At 35.5% G+C, this 21363-nt stretch carries 25 protein-coding genes; 18 read left to right on the forward strand and 7 right to left on the reverse strand.

Features of this window, described 5'->3' with window-relative positions; translation table 11 throughout:
• Positions 1–84: 84 nt before the first annotated feature.
• Genes BN1243_RS03430 through BN1243_RS03440 form a run of 3 tightly spaced genes read left to right on the forward strand, consistent with a single transcriptional unit; the run spans position 85 to position 2066 of the window.
• Positions 85–771 (forward strand): anthrax toxin lethal factor-related metalloendopeptidase, encoded by a 687-nt coding sequence (locus BN1243_RS03430; RefSeq protein ID WP_069201758.1) that lies wholly within the window; start codon positions 85–87, stop codon positions 769–771.
• 18 nt (positions 772–789) lie between these two features.
• Positions 790–1584 carry a thymidylate synthase gene (locus tag BN1243_RS03435; RefSeq protein ID WP_062104856.1) on the forward strand — a complete coding sequence of 265 codons (795 nt, stop codon included), beginning with the start codon at positions 790–792 and terminating at the stop codon, positions 1582–1584.
• Complete coding sequence (locus BN1243_RS03440; RefSeq protein WP_062104857.1) at positions 1581–2066, forward strand: dihydrofolate reductase; 486 nt, start codon at positions 1581–1583, stop codon at positions 2064–2066. Before BN1243_RS03435 ends, BN1243_RS03440 begins: the two co-directional genes overlap by 4 nt.
• Before the next feature lie 327 nt (positions 2067–2393).
• Here BN1243_RS03440 and trhA read toward each other — a convergent pair whose 3' ends face one another.
• Positions 2394–3047: a PAQR family membrane homeostasis protein TrhA gene (gene trhA / locus BN1243_RS03445; protein WP_062104858.1), complete on the reverse strand. Its 654-nt coding sequence runs from the start codon at positions 3045–3047 to the stop codon at positions 2394–2396.
• Positions 3048–3195: 148 nt separating this feature from the next.
• Between trhA and BN1243_RS03450 the strand changes: the two genes are divergently transcribed.
• The 10 genes from BN1243_RS03450 to BN1243_RS03485 all read left to right on the forward strand — a co-directional run bounded on the left by BN1243_RS03450 (position 3196) and on the right by BN1243_RS03485 (position 10154).
• Positions 3196–4038, forward strand: coding sequence for a DegV family protein (locus tag BN1243_RS03450; protein WP_062104859.1), 843 nt, complete (start codon positions 3196–3198; stop codon positions 4036–4038).
• A gap of 220 nt (positions 4039–4258) precedes the next feature.
• On the forward strand, positions 4259–5017 hold the full coding sequence (locus tag BN1243_RS03455; protein WP_230200093.1) for an SGNH/GDSL hydrolase family protein: 759 nt from the start codon (positions 4259–4261) through the stop codon (positions 5015–5017).
• Positions 5018–5042: 25 nt separating this feature from the next.
• On the forward strand, positions 5043–5630 hold the full coding sequence (locus BN1243_RS03460) for a YpmS family protein (protein ID WP_062104861.1): 588 nt from the start codon (positions 5043–5045) through the stop codon (positions 5628–5630).
• Positions 5631–5656: 26 nt separating this feature from the next.
• On the forward strand, positions 5657–6190 hold the full coding sequence (gene msrA, locus BN1243_RS03465) for a peptide-methionine (S)-S-oxide reductase MsrA (protein WP_062104862.1): 534 nt from the start codon (positions 5657–5659) through the stop codon (positions 6188–6190).
• Positions 6183–6611: a peptide-methionine (R)-S-oxide reductase MsrB gene (msrB, locus tag BN1243_RS03470; protein ID WP_062104863.1), complete on the forward strand. Its 429-nt coding sequence runs from the start codon at positions 6183–6185 to the stop codon at positions 6609–6611. Before msrA ends, msrB begins: the two co-directional genes overlap by 8 nt.
• 157 nt (positions 6612–6768) lie before the next feature.
• On the forward strand, positions 6769–6930 hold the full coding sequence (locus BN1243_RS21520; protein ID WP_084781799.1) for a YjcZ family sporulation protein: 162 nt from the start codon (positions 6769–6771) through the stop codon (positions 6928–6930).
• Between the two features lie 228 nt (positions 6931–7158).
• Complete coding sequence (locus tag BN1243_RS03475) at positions 7159–7386, forward strand: YozE family protein (protein ID WP_062104864.1); 228 nt, start codon at positions 7159–7161, stop codon at positions 7384–7386.
• 44 nt (positions 7387–7430) lie between these two features.
• Complete coding sequence (locus tag BN1243_RS21325) at positions 7431–7601, forward strand: YozD family protein (RefSeq protein WP_069201759.1); 171 nt, start codon at positions 7431–7433, stop codon at positions 7599–7601.
• Positions 7602–7684: 83 nt separating this feature from the next.
• On the forward strand, positions 7685–8395 hold the full coding sequence (deoD, locus tag BN1243_RS03480) for a purine-nucleoside phosphorylase (RefSeq protein WP_062104865.1): 711 nt from the start codon (positions 7685–7687) through the stop codon (positions 8393–8395).
• A gap of 277 nt (positions 8396–8672) precedes the next feature.
• Positions 8673–10154: a lmo1851 family serine protease gene (locus tag BN1243_RS03485; RefSeq protein ID WP_456061827.1), complete on the forward strand. Its 1482-nt coding sequence runs from the start codon at positions 8673–8675 to the stop codon at positions 10152–10154.
• Positions 10155–10443: 289 nt separating this feature from the next.
• Here BN1243_RS03485 and BN1243_RS03490 read toward each other — a convergent pair whose 3' ends face one another.
• Positions 10444–10683 (reverse strand): hypothetical protein, encoded by a 240-nt coding sequence (locus BN1243_RS03490; RefSeq protein WP_062104867.1) that lies wholly within the window; start codon positions 10681–10683, stop codon positions 10444–10446.
• Positions 10684–11081: 398 nt separating this feature from the next.
• Here BN1243_RS03490 and BN1243_RS03495 point away from each other — a divergent pair, with 398 nt between their 5' ends.
• Entirely contained in the window at positions 11082–11861 is a 780-nt protein-coding gene (locus tag BN1243_RS03495; protein WP_407638843.1) for a CAP domain-containing protein, read from the forward strand.
• A 223-nt stretch (positions 11862–12084) separates the two neighbouring features.
• Here the strand turns inward: BN1243_RS03495 and BN1243_RS03500 are convergent, their stop codons facing one another.
• Positions 12085–12648 (reverse strand): GNAT family N-acetyltransferase, encoded by a 564-nt coding sequence (locus tag BN1243_RS03500; RefSeq protein ID WP_062104868.1) that lies wholly within the window; start codon positions 12646–12648, stop codon positions 12085–12087.
• A gap of 353 nt (positions 12649–13001) precedes the next feature.
• On the opposite strand from BN1243_RS03500, the gene BN1243_RS03505 reads away from it, so the two are divergent.
• Positions 13002–13355, forward strand: a complete 354-nt coding sequence (locus tag BN1243_RS03505; protein WP_230200094.1) for a DUF4870 domain-containing protein — start codon at positions 13002–13004, stop codon at positions 13353–13355.
• Positions 13356–13467: 112 nt separating this feature from the next.
• Positions 13468–14184: a hypothetical protein gene (locus tag BN1243_RS03510; protein ID WP_062104869.1), complete on the forward strand. Its 717-nt coding sequence runs from the start codon at positions 13468–13470 to the stop codon at positions 14182–14184.
• On the opposite strand, the gene BN1243_RS03515 is transcribed toward BN1243_RS03510, so the two are convergent.
• A complete protein-coding gene (locus BN1243_RS03515; RefSeq protein ID WP_230200294.1) occupies positions 14176–16008 on the reverse strand; it encodes a DNA ligase D in 1833 nt (610 codons plus the stop codon). The two genes, BN1243_RS03510 and BN1243_RS03515, sit on opposite strands and share 9 nt — an antisense overlap.
• A gap of 181 nt (positions 16009–16189) precedes the next feature.
• On the opposite strand from BN1243_RS03515, the gene ku reads away from it, so the two are divergent.
• Both ku and BN1243_RS03525 read left to right on the forward strand, forming a co-directional pair.
• Positions 16190–17020 (forward strand): non-homologous end joining protein Ku, encoded by an 831-nt coding sequence (gene ku, locus BN1243_RS03520; protein ID WP_062104871.1) that lies wholly within the window; start codon positions 16190–16192, stop codon positions 17018–17020.
• Between the two features lie 290 nt (positions 17021–17310).
• The gene (locus BN1243_RS03525; protein WP_062104872.1) at positions 17311–17511 is read left to right on the forward strand and encodes a cold-shock protein; all 201 of its coding nucleotides are present in this window, start codon (positions 17311–17313) and stop codon (positions 17509–17511) included.
• 113 nt (positions 17512–17624) lie between these two features.
• On the opposite strand, the gene BN1243_RS03530 is transcribed toward BN1243_RS03525, so the two are convergent.
• The 3 genes from BN1243_RS03530 to BN1243_RS03540 are packed head-to-tail and all read right to left on the reverse strand — an operon-like array spanning position 17625 to position 21351.
• Positions 17625–18665 carry a ribonucleotide-diphosphate reductase subunit beta gene (locus BN1243_RS03530; RefSeq protein WP_062104873.1) on the reverse strand — a complete coding sequence of 347 codons (1041 nt, stop codon included), beginning with the start codon at positions 18663–18665 and terminating at the stop codon, positions 17625–17627.
• Positions 18641–19084, reverse strand: a complete 444-nt coding sequence (locus BN1243_RS03535; RefSeq protein WP_062104874.1) for a flavodoxin — start codon at positions 19082–19084, stop codon at positions 18641–18643. Before BN1243_RS03535 ends, BN1243_RS03530 begins: the two co-directional genes overlap by 25 nt.
• A complete protein-coding gene (locus BN1243_RS03540) occupies positions 19069–21351 on the reverse strand; it encodes a ribonucleoside-diphosphate reductase subunit alpha (RefSeq protein ID WP_062104875.1) in 2283 nt (760 codons plus the stop codon). Before BN1243_RS03540 ends, BN1243_RS03535 begins: the two co-directional genes overlap by 16 nt.
• Positions 21352–21363 lie beyond the last annotated feature (12 nt).

Below are 21363 nucleotides of genomic sequence, written 5' to 3' on the forward strand. Positions count from 1 at the left end.
TGCTCTCCTAACTATCTTATTTTCTATTACCAAAAATGATATAATAAGATACAGTTAGATTGTTAGGGGAAGTAGGGGGTTAAGGTGCGTAAATGGCTGATTTTTCCACTTTTAATGGTTCTAATATTTTACATATCAGATAAAACAAGTGCCCATTACTCTGGTGTTTTATTAAAGCAAAGCGATTTGTACGGTAGTCTAAATCTAACATCTGGTGTTTTATTAAGAGATGTGATCATTCTTCCAGAGAGTTCATATGATCGAACGGAAGTAAGTAAGATTATTCAAAGAATCGATCAGCTTCCAGTATCAATTTTAAAAAAGGCAAATGAGCAGGGAATCAAACTTGTCTTATTTAATGGGAAATTAACTGATAATAAAACGGCTTCTCATTTAAAAGGGGAATATCCAAGAGGCTATTCAAAGTCAGTAGTATGGGATGACCTCCCTGGAATTGGTGGATCAAAATTTGTGTTAGTAAAAATAGGAAGTAGCGAAAGGGGAAACGGACATGGTTCTGTTAATTTAGAGTACCATGAACTAGCCCATTCTTTATATAATTTAGTTTATAATGATAAAGAATCTATTACCTTTATTGATTCCTCATGGAAGAATGAAGCCACCAGTATTTTTCCAGGAATATCTTATTTTACGCACTATAAAGAAGAGTATTTTGCAGAATGCTTTGCCCTACATTTTTATTCTCCAGATACAAGAACATTATTAAAGAAAAAAGCTCCCGAAATGTATCAATTCTTACAGGGACTTTAGTACAAGGACGTGGACATTATGGAACAATATTTACAATTATGTAAGCGAGTATTGGAAAACGGTGTTAAGAAGGAAGACAGAACAGGAACAGGAACAATCAGCATATTCGGGCACCAAATGAGATTTGATTTACAAAAGGGTTTTCCTTTACTTACAACAAAAAAAGTACACACAAAATCCATCATTCATGAGTTACTATGGTTTTTATCAGGAGATACGAATATCGGTTATTTAAAGGAAAACGGCGTTAGAATCTGGAATGAATGGGCGGATGAACAGGGGAATTTGGGACCCGTTTACGGCAAACAATGGCGTTCATGGGAGACATCTGACGGCAAAACAATTGATCAAATTAAAGAAGTCCTTCGGCAAATCCAAACAACTCCTGATTCACGTCGAATGATTGTAAATGCTTGGAATGTAGGAGATATTGAAAAAATGGCTCTTCCTCCATGCCATCTGCTGTTCCAGTTCTATGTCGCGGATGGTAAGCTATCCTGTCAGCTTTATCAAAGATCCGCGGACATATTCCTTGGTGTTCCGTTTAATATCGCCTCGTATGCTTTATTAACGATGATGATGGCACAAGTAAGTGGACTCGAGCCAGGCGAATTTGTTCACACTCTTGGTGATGCCCATATTTATTTAAACCATCTAGATCAAGTTAATCTTCAATTAGAACGTGCTCCTAAGGCACTTCCGAAAATGAAGATCAATCCAGATATTAAAGACCTTTTCCAATTTAAATATGAGGACTTTTCCCTCGAAGGATATGACCCACACCCTCCTATAAAAGGAGTGGTAAGTGTATGATCTCTTTTTTATGGGCAGAGGATGAAAAGGGATTGATCGGAAAGGACAATCAACTACCATGGCGCTTACCTGCTGATTTGAAGCATTTTAAAGACACTACATTAGGGCATCCAGTTGTAATGGGCAGAAAAACGTACGAATCTATTGGCAATCCACTGCCAGGACGGACAAACATCGTTTTGACCCGTGACCAAGCATTTAAAGCGGAGGGATGTCTAGCTTTTCACTCCAAAGACCAACTGTTAGAATGGATTCAAAATCAGGATTCAGAGGTATTCATCATAGGTGGGTCAGAAATCTATCGACTTTTTCTTGAAGAAGCCGATCGCTTATATGTAACAAAGATAGCCCATACTTTCGATGGTAATATTTATTTTCCTAAAATTAATTGGGAAAATTGGGTATTGATCTCAGAAAAACCAGGGATTAAAAATGATAAAAATCCATATAATTATCTATTTAAAGTTTATGAGCGTAAATAAAAACGAATCCACTGTGGATTCGTTTTTGCTTGTCCTTAGTACTCCGCTTTTATTGTCTAGCTCCAGGTGGCAGTGACTAGCAAACTTTCGGCTTCTTCTTTCGATAAGTCAACATCGACTCGTGCCTCGTCGTGTTATCCAGCTACAGGCGCCATCGGCTCGAGGTCAAATAACCTGAGTCAATGAAAGGCAAAAAAGCGCCTTTCGTTGACTCAGAACATTTGCTTGTCGCCGATAAACGAGCGCCTTCCGCTTTTACTTTTCCTTTATCTCGTCAGAAGCCTAAAAAGTTTGTACGTCACTAAACGCCATCTTCTGCTTTTCGTATTATACATAAAACAATACACAGAAATACATAAAAGCACTACCCGCAATGACAAATAGATGCCAAATTGCATGGGAATAAGGGAGATTTCTCCATATATAGAATATTGCACCGACCGAATAAAAAAGTCCGCCCGTTAATAATAAGGCAAAACCTGTTCCACTTAGACTTGCATACAATGGTTGAATAGCAATAATAATAAGCCATCCCATTATAAGATAAAAAACAGTGGATAAAATTCTAAATTTATTTACCATAAAGCATTTAAAGGCGATCCCTGCTATCGCGAGTCCCCATATAATCCCAAACAACGTCCAACCCAAAGCACCATTTAAGGAAACTAGTGCAAGAGGTGTATAAGTTCCAGCAATCAAAACATAAATAGCCGAGTGATCAAGAATGGCAAATATATTTTTGATCTTTGAAGGCTTAACACTATGAAGCATAGTCGAAAAAAGGTAAAGCAGTATCATTGATACACCAAAAATAGTAAAACTGACGACATGCATTGCTCCACCATTTTGAACTGCGGAAACAATTAAAATGACAAGCGCTGGAATACTTAATAAAAATCCAATTCCATGAGTAATGGCGTTGGCTATTTCTTCTTTCCAGTTAAATGTTTGTCCGTCAGTATAATATGAAGTTGATTCCAAATTAACTCCTCCATTCTCTTTTCATCTTAGAACTACTCGAGCCTAATAGCAAACTATATTTTATTTTTTTCAAAAGGCAATTTTTTATTCTATCGTTTCTGTCATTATACCTGTATAATTAATATAAATCTTTTTGGGATGTGAAAAGTTGAAAAAAATCAAAATAGTAACCGATTCGACCTCAGAATTAAATCTTGACGAAGTGAATCATTTAAATATTCATGTAATCCCTTTATCCATTTCAATGAAAAATGAAACATTTTTGGACGGGGTTGATATTACTCCAGAAACATTTATGAAAAAAATGAAAATGATATCTGAACTTCCAAAGAGCTCTCAGCCTGCTGTCGGGGAGTTTTTAAAACTTTATGATGAATTGGGTAAAGACGGTAGTGAGATTCTTTCTATCCACATGACTGGAAAGATGAGTGGTACTGTAGAATCGGCCCGATCTGCTGCTAAAATGTCAAACTCAAAAGTAACAGTTATAGACTCCAAATTTATTTCTAAAGCACTTGCATTCCAAGTGCGAGAAGCAGCAAAGCTATCCAAATTAGGCCATAGCATTGAAGAAATTCTTGACAAAATTAAACAAATCCGTGATAAAACAAAACTATTCGTTGTAGTAGATACACTCGAAAATTTAGTTAAAGGCGGAAGAATCGGAAAAGGAAAAGCATTGATTGGCTCATTGCTAAACATAAAGCCGATTGCGAGTTTAGATGGAGGGGAATATACTCCAGTTACAAAAGTTCGTAGTAAGCCACAAGCAGTTAATTATTTGATTAAACAATTCATGAATGATATAAATGGAAAAACAATCAAATGCATTGGAATTTCACATGCAGAGGGACTAGAATTTGCTTTAAATATAAAATCCAAAATTGAAGAACTGACAGGTTTTAGCAATATTGAAATTGATTATACTACTCCTGTAATCAGTACTCATACAGGACCTGGAGCGATTGGATTTATGTACTACGCAGATTAATTTATTTAGAACGGTCTGTTTCAGATCGTTTTTTTTATTTTCCAGCTTTCGAGTTCAACATCGAATAGGATGTCTTAATATAGGAGATATGGCATATTGTCTATCTTATTAACCCTATATGTTTGATTGCACACCTAACAGTCATGTTATAATAATATTACTTTATGTTTGAGGGTGAAACCTGACCATGAAAAAAGTTTTCAGTTTATGTTTTTGCTTAGTGCTAATTTTAACAGGCTGCTCAGCTACATATAATGAACAAGTGATGAACTCCTTCACTCGAATGGAGAAGCAAACACCACCAGCCGATTTTATTCCGAAAAATGTATCTGTTGCCTCTGTAGGCGATTCCTTAACTGAAGGTGTAGGAGATTTAAATAAACAGGGTGGGTATATTCAATACTTGAAAGAATTAATGGAAAGCCGCAAAGAAATTCAGACAGCAAACTTTCTTAATTTTGGGGTCAAAGGTAATCGGACGGATCAATTACTACAGCGACTAAAACAGGAAGAAGTTAAAGAAGGTATTGAAAATGCTGATTTAGTTATTATTACAATTGGCGGCAATGATGTAATGCAAGTATTTAAGGAGAATTTAACCGGGTTACAAATAAATCAGTTTTTAGAAGCAGAAAAAGGGTATAAACAAAGATTAACAGAGATAATGCAATTAATTTCCACATATAACAGTACGGCAGAAATTGTTCTAGTGGGCATTTATAATCCGTTTATCAAGTGGTTTGCAGATATTACAGAGGTGGAACAAATTATAACTAGTTGGAATCAAACTAGTTTAAATGTTATTTCCGAGTTTAACCATACAAGTTTTGTAATGGTGGATGACATCTTTAAAAACGCAGAGGAGGACCTGCTTTATACAGATTATTTCCACCCAAATAACAAGGGTTATGAATTAATGGCTAATCGAATATATTCCTCTATGGAACAACGCGGAATTCTGCAAAGCATTCTTGAATAACAACGGATCCAAGGGAAGAGATAAAATGAATAAGAAAAATATTTGGAAAATCATGTTTCTCGCATTATTAGCAATGAATGTACTAATCTTAGTTAGTGTTGGGCTGCTTCTATTTCTTGCTGGAGGAGACCAGCCTGAAATGGAACTTACCGAATCAACGGAAAAAAACATGTCCGAATTTTTGATTAAGACAGATAAAAATGATTTAAACCAATTAATTAACCATTATATCGAAAAAGAAGAATTAAATGGGCCGATTCACTATTCCGTATTATTGTCAGATGAAGTTGTACTATTTGGAGAAGTAGAAGTCTTCTCGCAAACATTACAATTAAAAATGACCTTTGATTCTGAGGCATTAGATAATGGAGATTTATTATTGAAACAAAACTCCCTTTCACTTGGAGGGGTCAAGCTACCTGTATCTTATATTTTAAAATTTATTAGAGATGCTTATAAATTGCCAGAATGGGTTATGATTCAACCGAACGACAAACAAATTTATGTAGCCTTACAAAACATGAGATTAAATAACGGTATTCAGGTAAGGGCTCAGAAATTCGATATAGCCAATAATGAAATTGAAATGAAAATGCTTGTTCCAGTGGAATAGAAGCAATATCAGAGAGGAGATGTGACATGAAACAAGAATTAGCAACATTTGCTGGCGGATGCTTTTGGTGTATGGTAAAGCCATTTGATCAACATCCGGGAATCGAAAAAGTCATATCAGGCTACACTGGGGGAAACACCGAAAATCCTACCTACGAAGAAGTTTGTTCAGGCACTACTGGTCATACGGAAGCCGTTCAAATTTCTTTTAATCCCGAGATTATTTCGTATAAAGACTTATTAGCTATTTATTGGACGCAAATTGATCCTACTGATGCAGAGGGACAATTTTACGATAGGGGAATCTCTTATCGACCAGCCATCTTTTATCACTCGGACGAGCAAAGAGTTTTAGCCGAACAGAGTAAAAAAGATTTAGATAAAAGTGGCCGATTTTCTAAACCAATAGCCGTTTCAATAGAATCCGCTAAATCTTTTTATCCTGCTGAAACTTATCACCAAGGCTTTTACAGGAAGAATCCAGAACACTACCAAGCATACCAAAGAGGGTCTGGCAGGGCGGACTTCATTACGAAACATTGGGGGAATCATAATGGATAAAAATGAACTTAGACAAAAGCTAACTGAAATCCAGTATCATGTAACACAAGAAAATGGAACTGAACCCCCTTTTGCCAATGAGTATTGGAATAATCAGGAAGAGGGCATCTATGTAGATATTATATCTGGGAAACCTCTATTCACATCGAAAGAACAATTTGATGCTGGGTGTGGTTGGCCAAGCTTTACGAAGCCCATTGATATAACAGATATAGAGGAAAAGCGAGATTTAAGCCATAGAATGATCCGAACAGAGGTGAGGAGCAAGGAAGCTAATTCGCATCTTGGCCATGTCTTTCCAGATGGACCTGGTCCAACTGGATTAAGATATTGTATTAATTCTGCAGCTCTTAAGTTTATACCGAAATCTGAGCTAGCAGAAAAAGGATATGGAGAATTTGAAAAATTATTTAAAAAGTAAATTCGCATAAAAAGAAGCATCCTTCCGCCGGTAGGATGCTTCTTTTTACCTTAATACACACTCACTTTTAAAAATAATGGGCAAACACACAAACCGCCCATCCAGTCCATACATATGCTATAAACGAAAGCACAATCAATGGAGGAGTGAGGTATTAATGTATTACGGTGGATATGGCTACGATGATTGCTGCCCTAGTTATGGTTACAGCTATGGTGGATGTGGATATGCGGCTCCTGCTAGAAACGGTTTCGCGTTAATCGTTGTATTGTTTATTTTGTTAATCATTATCGGAGCATGCTGGGCATTCCCTAGGTAAATTAACAGTTTGCTAATCACAGCTACACTTTATAGAAAACATTTAAAGCGGGGCCGATGTTGGCCCCTTATTTTGCATGAACGATATCCTTTTGCATACATATATAATAATCATTTTGATTCAAAACATTTTTTAGGTACAACAAATTTCCTTTTAAAATTATATTCGCGAACAAAACAATCCGCTATACTGAAGAATGAACAAAGATAGAAAGGCGGTTGTTTTAATTTGAATAAATCTTTTTATCATTTTTTAATGAAATATCGACAACCAAAGGCAAATGAAGAGATCAGCAAATTTGCCAGTGAAGCATACAGAGATCATGCTTTTCCAAAACACTCGAAGGACTATCATGAAATAAGTAGTTACTTAGAATTAAATGGGGGGTACTTGCCCACGATGTCATTATTTGATCACATTTGGGATCTCTATGTGGAATCAGAAACTAAAAATTAATTTAAAGGCCAAGGTGGAAATTTCAGAGAGGGAGATGAAGGGCTATGGGTGAAATGGAGGTTTTCATTGATACAGAAGAAATTGCTGAATATTTCTATCATGAGCTGATTAAACGGGGGTTTTCCCCAACTGAACTTGAAGTTGCAGAATTAGCTGACATAACATTTGATTACTTAATTGCCAAAAGTATTATTGATGAGGAATGGGAAGATTAATAGTGTACTGCCTCCTTATAATTTGCATGGTCAGATTGAAAACATTAAAATGAAAAGACAGATAGAGATAAGGAGGATAAAGGATGAGTATTCATATCGGAGCTTCGAAAGGTGATATAGCGGAAACAGTATTGCTACCAGGAGACCCGCTACGTGCAAAATATATAGCCGAAACATTTCTTGAAGATGTAATTTGTTACAACGAAGTGCGGAATATGTTTGGATTTACAGGTACATACAAAGGAAATAGAATATCCGTACAAGGTACGGGTATGGGCGTGCCATCTATTTCCATATATATTAATGAATTGATGCAAGATTATAATGTTCAAAATTTAATTAGAGTCGGAACTTGTGGTGCCATTCAAAAGGATGTAAAGATCCGAGATGTCATTTTAGCTATGAGTGCTTCGACAGATTCCCAAATGAACCGCATCATATTTGGTGGGGTAGATTATGCACCGAGTGCTTCCTTTGAGCTTCTAAAAAATGCATATGATACAGCTTCAGCTAAAGGTCTAAGTTTGAAAGTAGGAAATGTGTTTACAGCGGATATGTTTTACAACGATCATGCAGAACACGAAAAGTGGGCACAATATGGGATTTTAGCTGTAGAAATGGAAACAGCTGCTCTATATACGCTAGCTGCGAAATTCGGAAGAAACGCTCTATCCATTTTAACAGTAAGTGACCATATTCTAACTGGAGAAGTGACGTCCTCAGAAGAACGACAAACAACTTTTAATGAAATGATTGAAGTAGCGTTAAATACAGCTACACGACAAGAAAAGTGAAATCGTACTAACAGAAAAATAAAGGCTGTAAGAGCCGATTCAAAAGATAGTATCGGGAGGAAAAAACTCTCTATAGTCTCAATTTAGTTTTTCACTTTATACTTTGTTTCTTTATAAAAAAAGCTAGGTCCTTCCTAGAAGGAAGTTGCCTAGCTTTTCCTATTTAAAGGATGAAACTTTCTATATCTTTCATAATCAATAGAAAACTGTTAAAATAAAGAAGCTGTTATATTTTTGTTAAAGGATAGTGCACATAAAAGTTTCTAGCACGAAAGTGGTGAAAAAATTGGAAGAAAATCAGAATCAAGATAATTCTTCGGAGACTAATGATTATTTCCGCATGAAAAAATTTAAATTTATTATGCTTATCTTTGTATTGGTTTTTTCAACAGCGGGTGTAACAATTGCTGCTCTTTCATTAGGTGGGGACAAACCTGCAAATGTAGTTATTCAGGAACGAAGAGAGTTCAACAAATTATATCAGGCTTATGATGAATTAGAAAGAAAATACTATAAAGAAATTAATCCGGATGATTTAATTAATGGTGCTATTGATGGTATGGTTAATGCGCTTGGTGACCCTTATTCAGATTATATGACAAAGGAAGAAAACGATCAATTCCAAGAGAGTATTTCGGCATCTTTTGAAGGAATTGGAGCGGAAATCCAAGAAAAAGATGGTTACATAGTTGTCGTTTCTCCAATTAAAGAATCACCTGCTGAAAAAGCAGGAATACTTCCCAACGATAAAATTATTACTGTAGATGATCAAAATATCCAAGGAATGAGTTCTAATGAAGCTGTGCTTTTAATCCGTGGAGAGAAGGGGACAAAAGTTACATTAGGTATTTTGCGAGGGGAAAGTAACAAGGAAATTAAAATTACGATTAAGAGAGACGAAATTCCGATTAATACTGTTTATAGTGAAATGCTTGATAATCATATAGGTAAAATTCAAATAACAAGTTTTTCAGAACATACTGATAAAGAATTATCAGAGGCTTTGAAGGAATTACAAGATAAAGGAATGGAGTCGTTAATTCTTGACTTAAGAAGAAATCCAGGTGGGTTGTTAAATCAAGCAATTGCATTATCTGAACTATTCGTTCCTAAAGGAGAAAAAATTCTTCAAGTTGAAAATCGTAATGGGGCTATTGAGGAGTACATTGCGAAAAGTGATAATAAAATTAATGTACCAACAGTTATGTTGATAGATGGTGGAAGTGCAAGTGCTTCAGAAATATTAGCTGCTGCGGCTAGTGAAACAGCCAATATTCCCTTAATTGGAGAAAAATCGTTTGGTAAAGGAACCGTACAAACAGCCAGAAACTTTTCAGATGGATCGAATGTGAAATATACAATGGCCAAATGGTTAACACCGAAGGGGAATTGGGTGCATGAAAACGGAATTGAACCTGATTATAAGGTCGGTCTTCCTGAATATGCAAATCTTCCTTATATCAGTCCAGATAATGAATGGAAGAAATCAGCCATGTCTGATGATATAAAAGCCGCTGAAGAAATGCTAAAAGTTCTTGGATATGATCCTGGAAAAATTGATGGATACTTTGATGACAAGACAGAGGAAGCCATTAAAAAACTTCAAAAAGATGAGAACTTAAAGGTCACAGGTATACTATCGGGCGATACATCCTTAAAGCTGATGACCAAATTAAGTAACCACCTAATTGAAAATGATCCGCAAGTCAATAAAGCAGTCGAGGTGCTAATGAAAGAACTGGAAGAAAAGGCATCCTAATTGATCGCAAATAAAAAACAGGGGCCACCTAAAGGTAAATAACTTTCCTTTAGGTGGCCCCCTGTTTTAGTTAGTTAGCCTTAATCGCTGCTAGCTACTTACACGGGGCTAGGTCCATCAAGGATTGTAAATGCCTTTCTCTGCAACACACGAAGGAAATGTGTTACACTTCGGCCTTTTGTTGTCTAAATAAATCGCCGCGTCTAGTTAAATGAGGTGACTCTATCACATTTACGGGGAGGACGATTTTTATGGAAGTCCATTTTCTTTTTCTTCACTATATATTATTTTATTTTTCACCAAACTTAATAAAGGTTCTTTCTTCTTCTATTAACCCACAAACTCCACATTGAATTCTTTTATCAGGTCCATTATATTGCGTATGAAAAGGTCCTGGGCTTAATCCATCAAAAGCTTCGATAATTTCTCCTGTTTGTGGATCCAATCGAACCGGTTGAGCAACTTGTTCGATAATATTAAAACGGGAACGATTTGTACGACAATTAGGACAACAATAGGGAGTTCCCATAAAAAACCTCCTCAATTATGTTTACCTATAGATTAACCATTGTTGGGAGAATTATGTTAAGCCACATAGATAGATTTTCATGTCTCGCTAAATTCATCTTTGACATTTTTCTGTAATAAATGTTAAAAAACGAGCTTCCAAAAAAGTTGTCAATAGTAAAAGTCGGCCAAAATGTGGAAATTTGATGGGGAAACTGGAAAATAGGGAATGGTAACCATTTTATCTAAAACTATTAAAAATGGTAAGAATAAAAGATTTTGAGAAGTAGAGTTTATGAAAACTGATCAGATAGTTCGATTTCGTAATCAAATGGAATAAGCTGCCAAAATTATTACATAAATTCATATGTTATTATACTCTTGCAAGCAGAAAACGAGATTGTGAGAGGAGAAAAAGAAATGAAAAAAGATATTAAGAAGATAGTACTTTCAACAGTTGCCGCAGCTGCTTTACTTGCTGTCCCATTTGCCGGAAAAGCAGATGCAGCCGAATTACAACCTAATCAAACAAAGGTAGTTTACTATAAAGTAAATGTTTCAGATGATAGCAATTGGTGCAAAAATTTAATTAACCAATACAAAGTTTACTTTAATTGGTCAAATGTGAGCAAAAACAATAATGTAAATCAGCAGAAACCGCAACAAACAGAAAAGCCCGTTCAGAAAGAAGAAAAGCCAGCTGAACAAAAGCCGGTAGAAAAACCAGTACAAAAGCCAGCTGAAAAACCAGCGCAAAAGCCGGCTGAAAAACCAGCTCAATCACAAGAACAAACATCAACAGATCAAGGGACTGTTCAACAATTAAGCCAATTTGAACAGCAAGTAGTAGATTTGACAAATCAAGAAAGAGCGAAAAATGGTTTAGCTGCACTAAAGGTTGATGTCACTTTAAGTAAAATGGCTCGAGAAAAATCCAAAGATATGTCCTCTAATAATTATTTTAGCCATACAAGCCCAACTTATGGATCACCATTTGATATGATGAAACAATGGGGAATTTCATACAAAGCAGCTGGTGAAAATATTGCAATGGGACAACGTACTCCACAAGAAGTAGTCAATGCTTGGATGAACAGTGAAGGCCATCGTGCAAACATTCTAAGCAATAAATACACTCACATTGGTGTTGGCTATGTTGAAAATGGTAACTATTGGACACAAGAATTTATTGGTAAATAAGTGAAATAAGCGAACAAGTTTTTATACTTGTTCGCTTATTTTTATTGGAGGATCATTTACCGCATTGATAACGAGAAGCAAGTAAAATTAACAAAAAAGCGAGTGGCAAGTCCATACCCAAATTAAATACTATTACCGTTATAAAAGTATCATTATAAAAAACACAGATGGCAATGTAACCATCTGTGTTTTTTATAAGTGGGAACATGAAAGAAACTCCACTTTATGCTTCTAACTGCTGTAATACTTCAGTTGCTTCTGCGACTCTTTTATAATTCATAAGAAATAAATCTTTAGGAACCTCATATAAATCATAGATATGTTCGATAGGATTTAATTGTCGAAATACTGCAGGTCGTGTTTCATTGGCTTTAACGACGTATGGAAGTTTTTCTGCAGCTTTTTTAGAACGAATATTTAATTGCTTAATGCGCATATACACAGTTAAAACTTCTTTTTCAAAAAATAATTCTTTGAAAAATTGATCTTTAGCTAAAGAATTATAACCTTTCCCATGGTAGGACTTCCCGATCCAAGTGCCTAGAAATCCAGCTTGGTCTTGCATATCATATAAATTAATTGTTCCGATTGGGTTTTCCCATTCATCCAAGATAGTCCGTGATATAAGTTCTCCACGTTCTTCCGCTTCAATCGTCTGCTTTGTTAAAAATAAAAATTCTTCATAGGAATATGCTTTTTGACGCACAAAAGGGAAGACATCCTGGTGCGTCATTAATTCAAATAAAACTTGACACTCTTGCCCGTCTAACTCACGTTTTTTGAGCAATGTGAACCCCTCCTAGCCGGGGCAGAGCTGTAGTGTTCGATCCTGCCCCACGAAATTTTTTAAAGTTGCATAAAAAATTTCGGGGTGGGAATCGAACCCACTAGAACCAGTCAAAACTGGTGGCGCACCATTTGCCTTCCCTCAATTATGAGCATATGAAATTTTCAATGATTGTAATGACATTCTACAAGAAAAAAATCGTTTTGCATATAGATAATCATATTAAAATAATAATTTTTTTAACGCGAAAAATGCTAAAAGTCACATTTTTTAAATAGGGGGTGAAAAAAGATGAAACTTATAATATAGTTATAACGTAGAATAATAAACTATATATAATGGAGGGTAGATATATGGAAACGAATATGGAGAACAAAAGAGTGGAAAATGACAATAACGATAGAGTGCTTGCTGCAGTTATTTACATTGTTAGTTTTTTCTCATCATTTATTGGGCCTTTAATTATTTGGTTAGTTAAAAAGGATGAATCATCCTTTATTGATTTTCACGGTAAAGAGTATATGAACTTTTTTATTTCTTACACGATTTATGCGATTGTATCAGGAATCCTATGTATCGTTCTAATTGGTTTTTTACTTTTGCCAATCGTGGGGGTCGCTTGGACGGTCTTTACCATTATGGGTGCAGTTAAGGCTTATGACGGCCAGGCATACAAAATTCCATTGATTATCCGTTTTATTAAATAAACTTATAGAAAAGGAGATGTCATTATGATGGCATCTTTTTTTATTGCACTTAGAATATGCTTGTCCTATTGATCATATAATGATCATACATCGTGAAAATAGGGTGAGTCTTATGAATATTAAAGAGTATTATGAAAGTATGTCACGACTATATCTTCATCAAATTATTCTTTGCGTTTTCGTGTTGATTTGCATTATTCTACCATGTTTACATATAACAAAAATACTTCCTGCCAGTACAGCAGCTATTTTTCTTGCAATCTTAATTTTATATTATTTTCTTCGTCATTTATATTTCGTTTATAGATGTTCCCACCTGCCAAGCCCTTATCAAACAAATTGGCAAGGCGAAACGTTATTATTGATGGCACCTTCAGCTGTTTCAGCTTATAGCTGGAAATTATTTACAAGTGATGGTTTTTGTCATTTCTCCATAAAGGAGGAAAAAAAATTCAATAAAGATGAATCACATAATAAAAACTTATCCCTTACTTGTTTAGATCATCCAACTAACAATTATTGGACAGTTCTTAGCGAAAGGGAGGTTGTACAAGTTTTGAAAGCAGATGATCGCCCCATCTTTAAAGCAATCAGTATCGATAAACGAGAATATCGTTCTGATGATCGGAAAGATGTTTATCGTATCTTTAAAGGGGGATATTCCTATTCAATTCATAAAAATGGACGAGTCCTCATGACTATTTCACGAGGACTCATGCCCATTAGTCTTCAAAGGTTATTTTCTGCTAGTACTCCTATCATTAAATTTGATCGGCATATTAAGGAACATGAACGTTTTTTTTGTTTAGCCCTGTTTTTTCTAAAATAAGCTATTATCTCCTTCTAAGAGCATATTTAAAATTTTTTGAAACGGTTGTTTCTTTTTACTATTAAAGTACTGGTTAAACGGATCACCAAGCAAGTTCACTCTCTCTAAAACATGCTTCATTGTAAATTCATCTGGATTCAGATTGTCGGTTATTTCTTCCCAATATAACGGAGATGCCGCTAGCCCTTGCGATTTTAGCCTCGGTGAGTAAGGAGATATAATCGTTTTTCCTTCAGCATGTTGGAGAAAGTCGACATAAAGTTTACCGTGTCTATTTTTCTTTAATCGCTCAATTGTAAAGGAGGCAGGGTCATAATTAACTAAGAAGTTGGCTAAAAATTCTGTGAAAACACGTGTGTCCTTCCAAGTAAATTTATTTTCTGGCAAGGGTATATAAACTTGCATTCCTTTATTACCGGAAAACTTAACAAAGCCTATTAATGAAAAGGAATCCAAAACTTTTTTAATAATCTTTACTGCATGGATTGCCAAACTGAAGTGATCCCGGGAAGGGGGATCTAAATCAAAGACAATTTCACTGACATACTGACTATTCGTAATATGAAAAGGAATGTGATACTCAATAGCCAACTGATTTCCCAACCATATCAATGTTGTTACGTCATTGCATATAATCATATCATTTTCATCATGCACCATCGATTGAATAAATTCAGGAGCAGAGTTTGGTTTATTTTTTTGATAAAAGAATTCACCAAATTCTCCATGTGGAGCTCGGATGACTGTTAATAATCGATTTTCTAAAAAAGGAAGCATGAAACAAGAAACTTTTCGAATATAACGTAAAAAGTCGATTTTTTTTACGTCGTTTTGATTCCACAATGTTTTATTAGGATGAGAAATCTCGACCACACTTGGAAAAGCAGCATCCGATATTAAAAAGATTTCATATGTACAATTTTCTGGAGAAAGATCAAGGCGTAAACATTTGAAAAATGGTTCCCTGAACTGATCAGCATTCCATTCTAAATAATAAAGATCGAGGCAAATGGCTGGATGGATGGAATGGAATGCCTTTATTTTTTGAGTCGAATTATTTAGTACTGCTGTTCGCAAAGCTTGTTTCGTGTTTGGATCTAATCCATTTATAAAGTTTCCTAAAGAAAGGATGTCCCCGTCTTTATATACACCAACACGATAAAGACCATTATCTTCATCATATCCCGTAATGAAGCATGAAACGATTTTCCAATTTTTTATTTTCACCCAGGAAGTTGTTCTCTTTCCTTCCTGCCATACACTACTTGCTTGTTTTGCTACTATACCTTCACTGTTAAAATCCTTCATATTCTTTTCAATCACTTTGTATTTGAGCTCGTAAGGGACATATTGAATTAATTCTATATTCAGTGATGGAGATAAGGGAAATCCTAATTCTTGACAAAATGCACGCAAGGATTTCTTTCTATCTTTAAAACGTAATTGTGTAACAGTTTCTCCTCGAACGGACAATAAATCAAAGGCAAGAAATCGGCAAGGTCTTTCTAAAGCGGACGCAATGATTTTCTCCCGCGATTTTAGACGGCCTCTTACTTGGATTTGTTGAAAATTTGCTTTATAGTTATTTTCTAATATAACAATTTCTCCATCCAAAGTAAGGGGTAACCAAGAAGCTACTTTCTCTTGGTTTTCCTTAAGAAACTTTATTAGCTCTGGAAACTTTGGTAATAGATCTTTTCCATTTCTACTCCACAAAAAAAATCCATCTTCTCTCCAATCAAGTATTCCCCGAAAACCATCATATTTAATTTCATAGATCCATTCGCCTTGAGCAGGTGGCTCAAAGACCAATGTAGGGAGCATTGGTTTCAAATTAAAACACACCTTAACCTATTTTTTTGGTGAAAAAGCTTTAAATTATCTTCGCGATTTTCTATCGTCTTAACTTAAGTATGTCCATTTGCCTTATTTTTTTCCATTAGTTGTAGCGAATGCGACAGTAGTTCATCGTTAAAACTAAAAAAAACAAAAAAGAGGTGAAATTGTGCATACAATGTGGAAAGGCAGTATCAGCTTTGGACTTGTCAATATCCCGATAAAGCTCCATGCCGCAACAGAAGATAAGGATATTAAATTTCGCTCACTTCATAAAAAATGCCATACTCCGATCAAATACCAAAAAATTTGCCCTTCTTGCGAAGAAGAAGTAAATGTAGATGATATAGTTAAAGGATATGAAGTAACAAAAGGAAAATTTATTGAAATAGAAGAAGAGGAACTAAAACAACTAGAGGCAGAAAAAGGGGAGAAGGCCGTCGAAATTATTGATTTTATCCAATTGAGTGAAATCGACCCTATCTATTTTAACAGAAGCTATTATATGTCACCTGATGGGGGTGGCTCAAAGGCATATGGGCTTCTTAGGAAAGCTTTGACGGAATCTCAGAAAGCCGGTATCGCTAAAATCATTATTCGGTCAAAAGAACAATTAGCCGTAATAAGAGTGTTTGAGGAGACATTATTAATGGAGACCATTCATTTCCCTGACGAAGTGAGGAAAGCTTCTGAGGTTCCCAATGTTCCTGCATCTAATGAAGTTTCAAAAAAAGAAATTGATACAGCCATTCTATTAATTGATCAATTAACAACCCCGTTTGAACCAGAGAAGTATCAGGATGAATACCGCTCCAAAATATTAGAGCTCATTGAACAAAAGCAGAATGGACAAGACTTGGTGACCGCCAAAACTGTAAAGCCTACTGAAAAAATGACAGATTTGATGGCAGCTTTACAAGCATCCATTGATAGAAGTAAGCCAGAAAAGAAAGTTACAAAACGAAAGAAAACAACAAAGAAAACAGCAGAAGCAAAATAGGAAGGTAGGGGAGAATCTTCAGAACGTGCAGTTTTTTTAGTAGCATGTGAAAAGATTTTCTCCAATTTCTTGCATTTACCAAGCTTCTCATGTATGATAAAGGTGCATAATAAGTAATAGCTTAATATTCAGATAAAATGTTACACCCTATGTATTTCATGTATGGAGTTCAATTCACATGTTATAATGAATATCTACTCCAAAAAGTGGGTATTGATTATAATATGTGATTTTTTATTTACTTCGTAAATATGAAGAACATATTAAAAATTTTTTGGAGGTATTACCAAATGGCAACAGGTACAGTAAAATGGTTTAACAGTGAAAAAGGCTTCGGCTTTATTGAAGTTGAAGGCGGAAATGATGTATTCGTTCATTACAGTGCAATTAAAGAAGAAGGATTCAAAACTCTAGACGAAGGTCAACAAGTTCAATTTGATATCGTAGAAGGACAACGTGGCCCTCAAGCTGAAAACGTTACAAAAATATAAAAGACAACAAACTGCCCCAATTGTATAGGGGCAGTTTTTATTTTACATAGTAGGGGATCGCGCCGGTTATTCAGAGAAAACGATTCACAGACTGTATGAGCGAGACCTTTCACTTATAGTTCATCAAAACCGTTTAAATCACTTGTTTTTGTATATTGACGAGATTTTTGTTCGAAGAAATCTGTTTTTGTGTCATCGAAATTATCAACATAAGCCCGAATCCATTTCATTGGATTTTCGGTTGAGTCCATATATATTTCATTTAATCCTAATAACCGCAGCATCTTGTTTGCGCGATATTTGATATAACCTTCCATTTCTATTAAATCAATTCCTTCAATATCAGAAAGGACGTACTGGCTCCACTTTGTCTCTTGTTCAACCGAGTGTTTAAATTGGTCATATACCCATGTAATAAATTCTTCCGTATTATATTCAGGATGTTCAGCAAGTGTTGCTCTAAATAGTTCACTAATGAACCGGCCATGCTGTAATTCATCGCGATTAATATAAGATATCATCGTGGAGGTTCCAACCATTTTTTGATCTCGGGCTAGATTGTAAAAGAAAGCAAAACCTGAATAGAAGAAGAGACCTTCTAATAAGGATGTATATACAATCGTTTTTAATATATTTAAAATAGTAGGATTTTCTGCGAATGCATTATATACTTCCATAATCCGCTTATTTCGTTCAAGTAGTACAGCATCTGTTCTGCCTGTCTCAAATGATTGGTTTTGTTTATCAAGCGTTGTTACAGAAGAGAGAACATATGCGTAACTATGGTTATGTTCACTTTCTTGATCCGCAATCGTTGCCATGACTGATTTTACTGATGGATCAGTTGAGTAATGAGAAATTCTTGTCGCGATATCAGTCTGGGGACCGTCCAATGTTGCGAGTAAACCGATAATCTTTAAAAAAGCTGATTGTTCGGCTTCTGTTAAATTGGGAAATTGTTTAATGTCATGGGTCATATCAACTTCGCTGGCACGCCAAAATAATGCCCTGATTTGTTCACGATGTTTATAAAAATGTGGATACTTTAAATCATTCCAATTTAAAATTCCGCTTGCTTCTCCGCCAAAGAGGGCAGTTGATTTGTTAGGATGTATAGGATCCAATACCTTTACTTTATTAAGCAATGTAGACACTGCTCTATCACTCCTTCTGTCCAGTCTATTACCCTTACTTCTTGAGAACCTCTTGGGCTTTGTTCAATTTTTAATGGTTTGTAACGTGAATTGTAAAACTTTGCAATTTTTTCAGCTGCCCTACAAAACAATAGATCTCCACCGAATTGGGTATCACCCGTTCCAAATACAAAGACATTAGGGGGCTTATAACCAATTTCGTACACAAAATCTTTTACTTCTTCAGGGGTGGAGCCCTTATCCCAAGTATAGGTACCAACTATCATTGCATCATATTGAGAAGGATCCGGGATCATTCCAGAATCAATTCTGTATAACTCGATTTGAAAATGCTCCCGAACTAATCTGCTTTGAATCATTTCAGCTACTTCTTTCGTATTTCCACTCAAACTAGCGTAACATATTAAGATTCGCACCATTCACATTCCTCAATATCCGATGCAGTGGAACGGACATAATAAGTGGTTTTCAAACCTGAATCCCATGCTTGTAAATGTAAATCAAGCAGAACCCTTGCTTTAATATTGTTTGGTACATAGAAGTTAAAAGAAATAGACTGATCTATATGACGCTGTCTTGCTGCATTTTGTTGAACGGACCAACGTTGATCTACGATATAAGCTGATCGGCGATATATATCATAAGTGTGGTGATCCAAATCAGGAGCAACAACCGGTAATTTAAAGTCTTTCTTTTCCTCATAATAAAACGGTTTGAAAATCGGATCAATGCTTGCTGTGGATCCAGCAATAACAGATGTACTTGAGTTAGGAGCTATGGCCATTAAATATCCATTTCGGATTCCGTATTCTTTTACCTCGGTCATAACTTCTGCCCATTCTTCAGATTTGTCCCCATCTAAATAGCCGCGTACTTTGAAATATTCACCTGTTTGCCAATCACTACCTTCAAATAATGGATAAGCACCTTTTTCTTTCGCTAATGCCACACTCGCTTGGATGGTTAGTTGGGATATAAACTCATACAGATTGTCAGCCAAATCAACAGCCTCTTTTGACTCCCATCTAATCCCTTTTTTCGCTAAGAGGTGATGCCAGCCAAAAGTGCCTAGTCCAATAGCGCGATATTTTTTGTTCGTAATAGTTGCTTGTTTCACATCAATCGTATTTAAATCAATAACATTATCGAGCATTCTAGTTTGAATTGGAATTAATCTTTTTAATATATACTGATCATTACTAGATGTATCAATTGCTCTACCTAAGTTAATAGATGATAAATTACAAACAACAAAATCACCGGATTTTTTATAGGTAATGATTGTATCTCCATCAATAATTTCTTCGTACTGAAGAGTAGGGGACATGTTTTGCATAATTTCAGTGCAGAGATTACTGCTATAAATCATGCCTTGATGTTTATTCGGATTTTTTCTGTTGACTTCATCACGATAAAACATGAATGGCGTTCCAGTTTCAAGCTGTGATTTCATAATCCTAGCCATAATTTGAATAGCCGGTACTTGCGTCTTTTTCAAGTTTGGATTTTGAACACACTCTTCATATCGCTGTCTAAAAGAACCTTTTCCTCTTTGTTCGTCAAAGAAGTTTTCTAGGGAATATCCCATTACTTCTCTAACTTCATGAGGGTCAAACAAATGCCAATCACCACGGTTCTCCACCTGTTCCATAAATAAATCTGGTAAGCAAACTCCTGTAAAAATATCATGGGCTCGTTGTCTTTCATCACCATTATTTAGTTTGAGATCAAGAAAAGGGAGAATATCGGCATGCCATACATCGAGGTATACAGCGACTGCCCCTTTACGGCGGCCAAGCTGATCTACACTTACTGCTGTGTTATTTAATTGTTTAATCCAAGGTAAAACACCTGAGGAGGCACCTTTAAATCCTTTAATGGAAGAACCACGACTTCTTACCTTCCCCATGTACACGCCAATTCCACCGCCGTCTTTAGAAAGTCGTGCAATATCTGTATTACTGTTATAGATTCCGATTAATGAATCTTCAACGGTATCGATGAAACAACTTGATAATTGTCCATGGGCAAGCCCTGCATTTGCTAAAGTAGGAGTTGCTACAGTCATATAAAGATTGGATAGTGCCCAATAAGCTTCCTTTACTAGCTCAAAACGTTTTTCCTTAGGCTCATCTTGCATTAAATACATGGCAATGATTAACCAGCGTTCTTGAGGTAATTCGTACGTATTTTTATAGTGATCTGTAGCAAGATATCTCGTGGCTAATGTATGTAAGCCAACATAATCCAAAAGGAAATCGTTATTGGGATTTATTAGTTTCGCTAATGCCGCAACTTCAATCCGACTATACTTTTCTAAAATCTTAGGAGAGTAGATTCCTTTATCTGTTAAGGTGTTCAATAGGTGATATAAATCACCATACTTTTCACTTGAATTATAACCACGGTTATAGCTTGCTTTTTTATAAAGATCATTCAGATAAAGTTTCGCTGCCTCAAACGTCCATTGGGTATTAGCCTCGTCCACATTTTCTAATGCAGTTTTAATCAGAATAGAAGTTATTTCATCTGCTTTAAGCTCAGATTTTGATTCTATTATTCTTGCAACCTTATCATTGTATTCTGGCGAACTAATGGTTGTTACTCTCTTAATAAATGAATCAAGTCGATTCCTATCAAAACTAGCTGATTTCTCGACTAGATCTTTTATAATGACCGTTGTCAAAGTACTTCATCC

It is taken from the genome of Bacillus niameyensis (assembly GCF_001375535.1).
Classification (GTDB): domain Bacteria; phylum Bacillota; class Bacilli; order Bacillales; family Bacillaceae_C; genus Lederbergia; species Lederbergia niameyensis.

What these genes read in the sequence shown, in the direction of transcription:
- BN1243_RS03435 (WP_062104856.1), top strand. Translation starts at nt 790, where the DNA reads ATGGAACAATATTTACAATTATGTAAGCGAGTATTGGAAAACGGTGTT.
- BN1243_RS03440 (WP_062104857.1), top strand. Translation starts at nt 1,581, where the DNA reads ATGATCTCTTTTTTATGGGCAGAGGATGAAAAGGGATTGATCGGAAAG.
- BN1243_RS03460 (WP_062104861.1), top strand. Translation starts at nt 5,043, where the DNA reads ATGAATAAGAAAAATATTTGGAAAATCATGTTTCTCGCATTATTAGCA.
- msrA (WP_062104862.1), top strand. Translation starts at nt 5,657, where the DNA reads ATGAAACAAGAATTAGCAACATTTGCTGGCGGATGCTTTTGGTGTATG.
- msrB (WP_062104863.1), top strand. Translation starts at nt 6,183, where the DNA reads ATGGATAAAAATGAACTTAGACAAAAGCTAACTGAAATCCAGTATCAT.
- BN1243_RS21520 (WP_084781799.1), top strand. Translation starts at nt 6,769, where the DNA reads ATGTATTACGGTGGATATGGCTACGATGATTGCTGCCCTAGTTATGGT.
- BN1243_RS21325 (WP_069201759.1), top strand. Translation starts at nt 7,431, where the DNA reads ATGGGTGAAATGGAGGTTTTCATTGATACAGAAGAAATTGCTGAATAT.
- deoD (WP_062104865.1), top strand. Translation starts at nt 7,685, where the DNA reads ATGAGTATTCATATCGGAGCTTCGAAAGGTGATATAGCGGAAACAGTA.
- BN1243_RS03490 (WP_062104867.1), bottom strand. Translation starts at nt 10,683, where the DNA reads ATGGGAACTCCCTATTGTTGTCCTAATTGTCGTACAAATCGTTCCCGT.
- BN1243_RS03495 (WP_407638843.1), top strand. Translation starts at nt 11,082, where the DNA reads ATGAAAAAAGATATTAAGAAGATAGTACTTTCAACAGTTGCCGCAGCT.
- BN1243_RS03505 (WP_230200094.1), top strand. Translation starts at nt 13,002, where the DNA reads ATGGAAACGAATATGGAGAACAAAAGAGTGGAAAATGACAATAACGAT.
- BN1243_RS03510 (WP_062104869.1), top strand. Translation starts at nt 13,468, where the DNA reads ATGAATATTAAAGAGTATTATGAAAGTATGTCACGACTATATCTTCAT.
- BN1243_RS03515 (WP_230200294.1), bottom strand. Translation starts at nt 16,008, where the DNA reads ATGCTCCCTACATTGGTCTTTGAGCCACCTGCTCAAGGCGAATGGATC.
- BN1243_RS03525 (WP_062104872.1), top strand. Translation starts at nt 17,311, where the DNA reads ATGGCAACAGGTACAGTAAAATGGTTTAACAGTGAAAAAGGCTTCGGC.
- BN1243_RS03535 (WP_062104874.1), bottom strand. Translation starts at nt 19,084, where the DNA reads ATGGTGCGAATCTTAATATGTTACGCTAGTTTGAGTGGAAATACGAAA.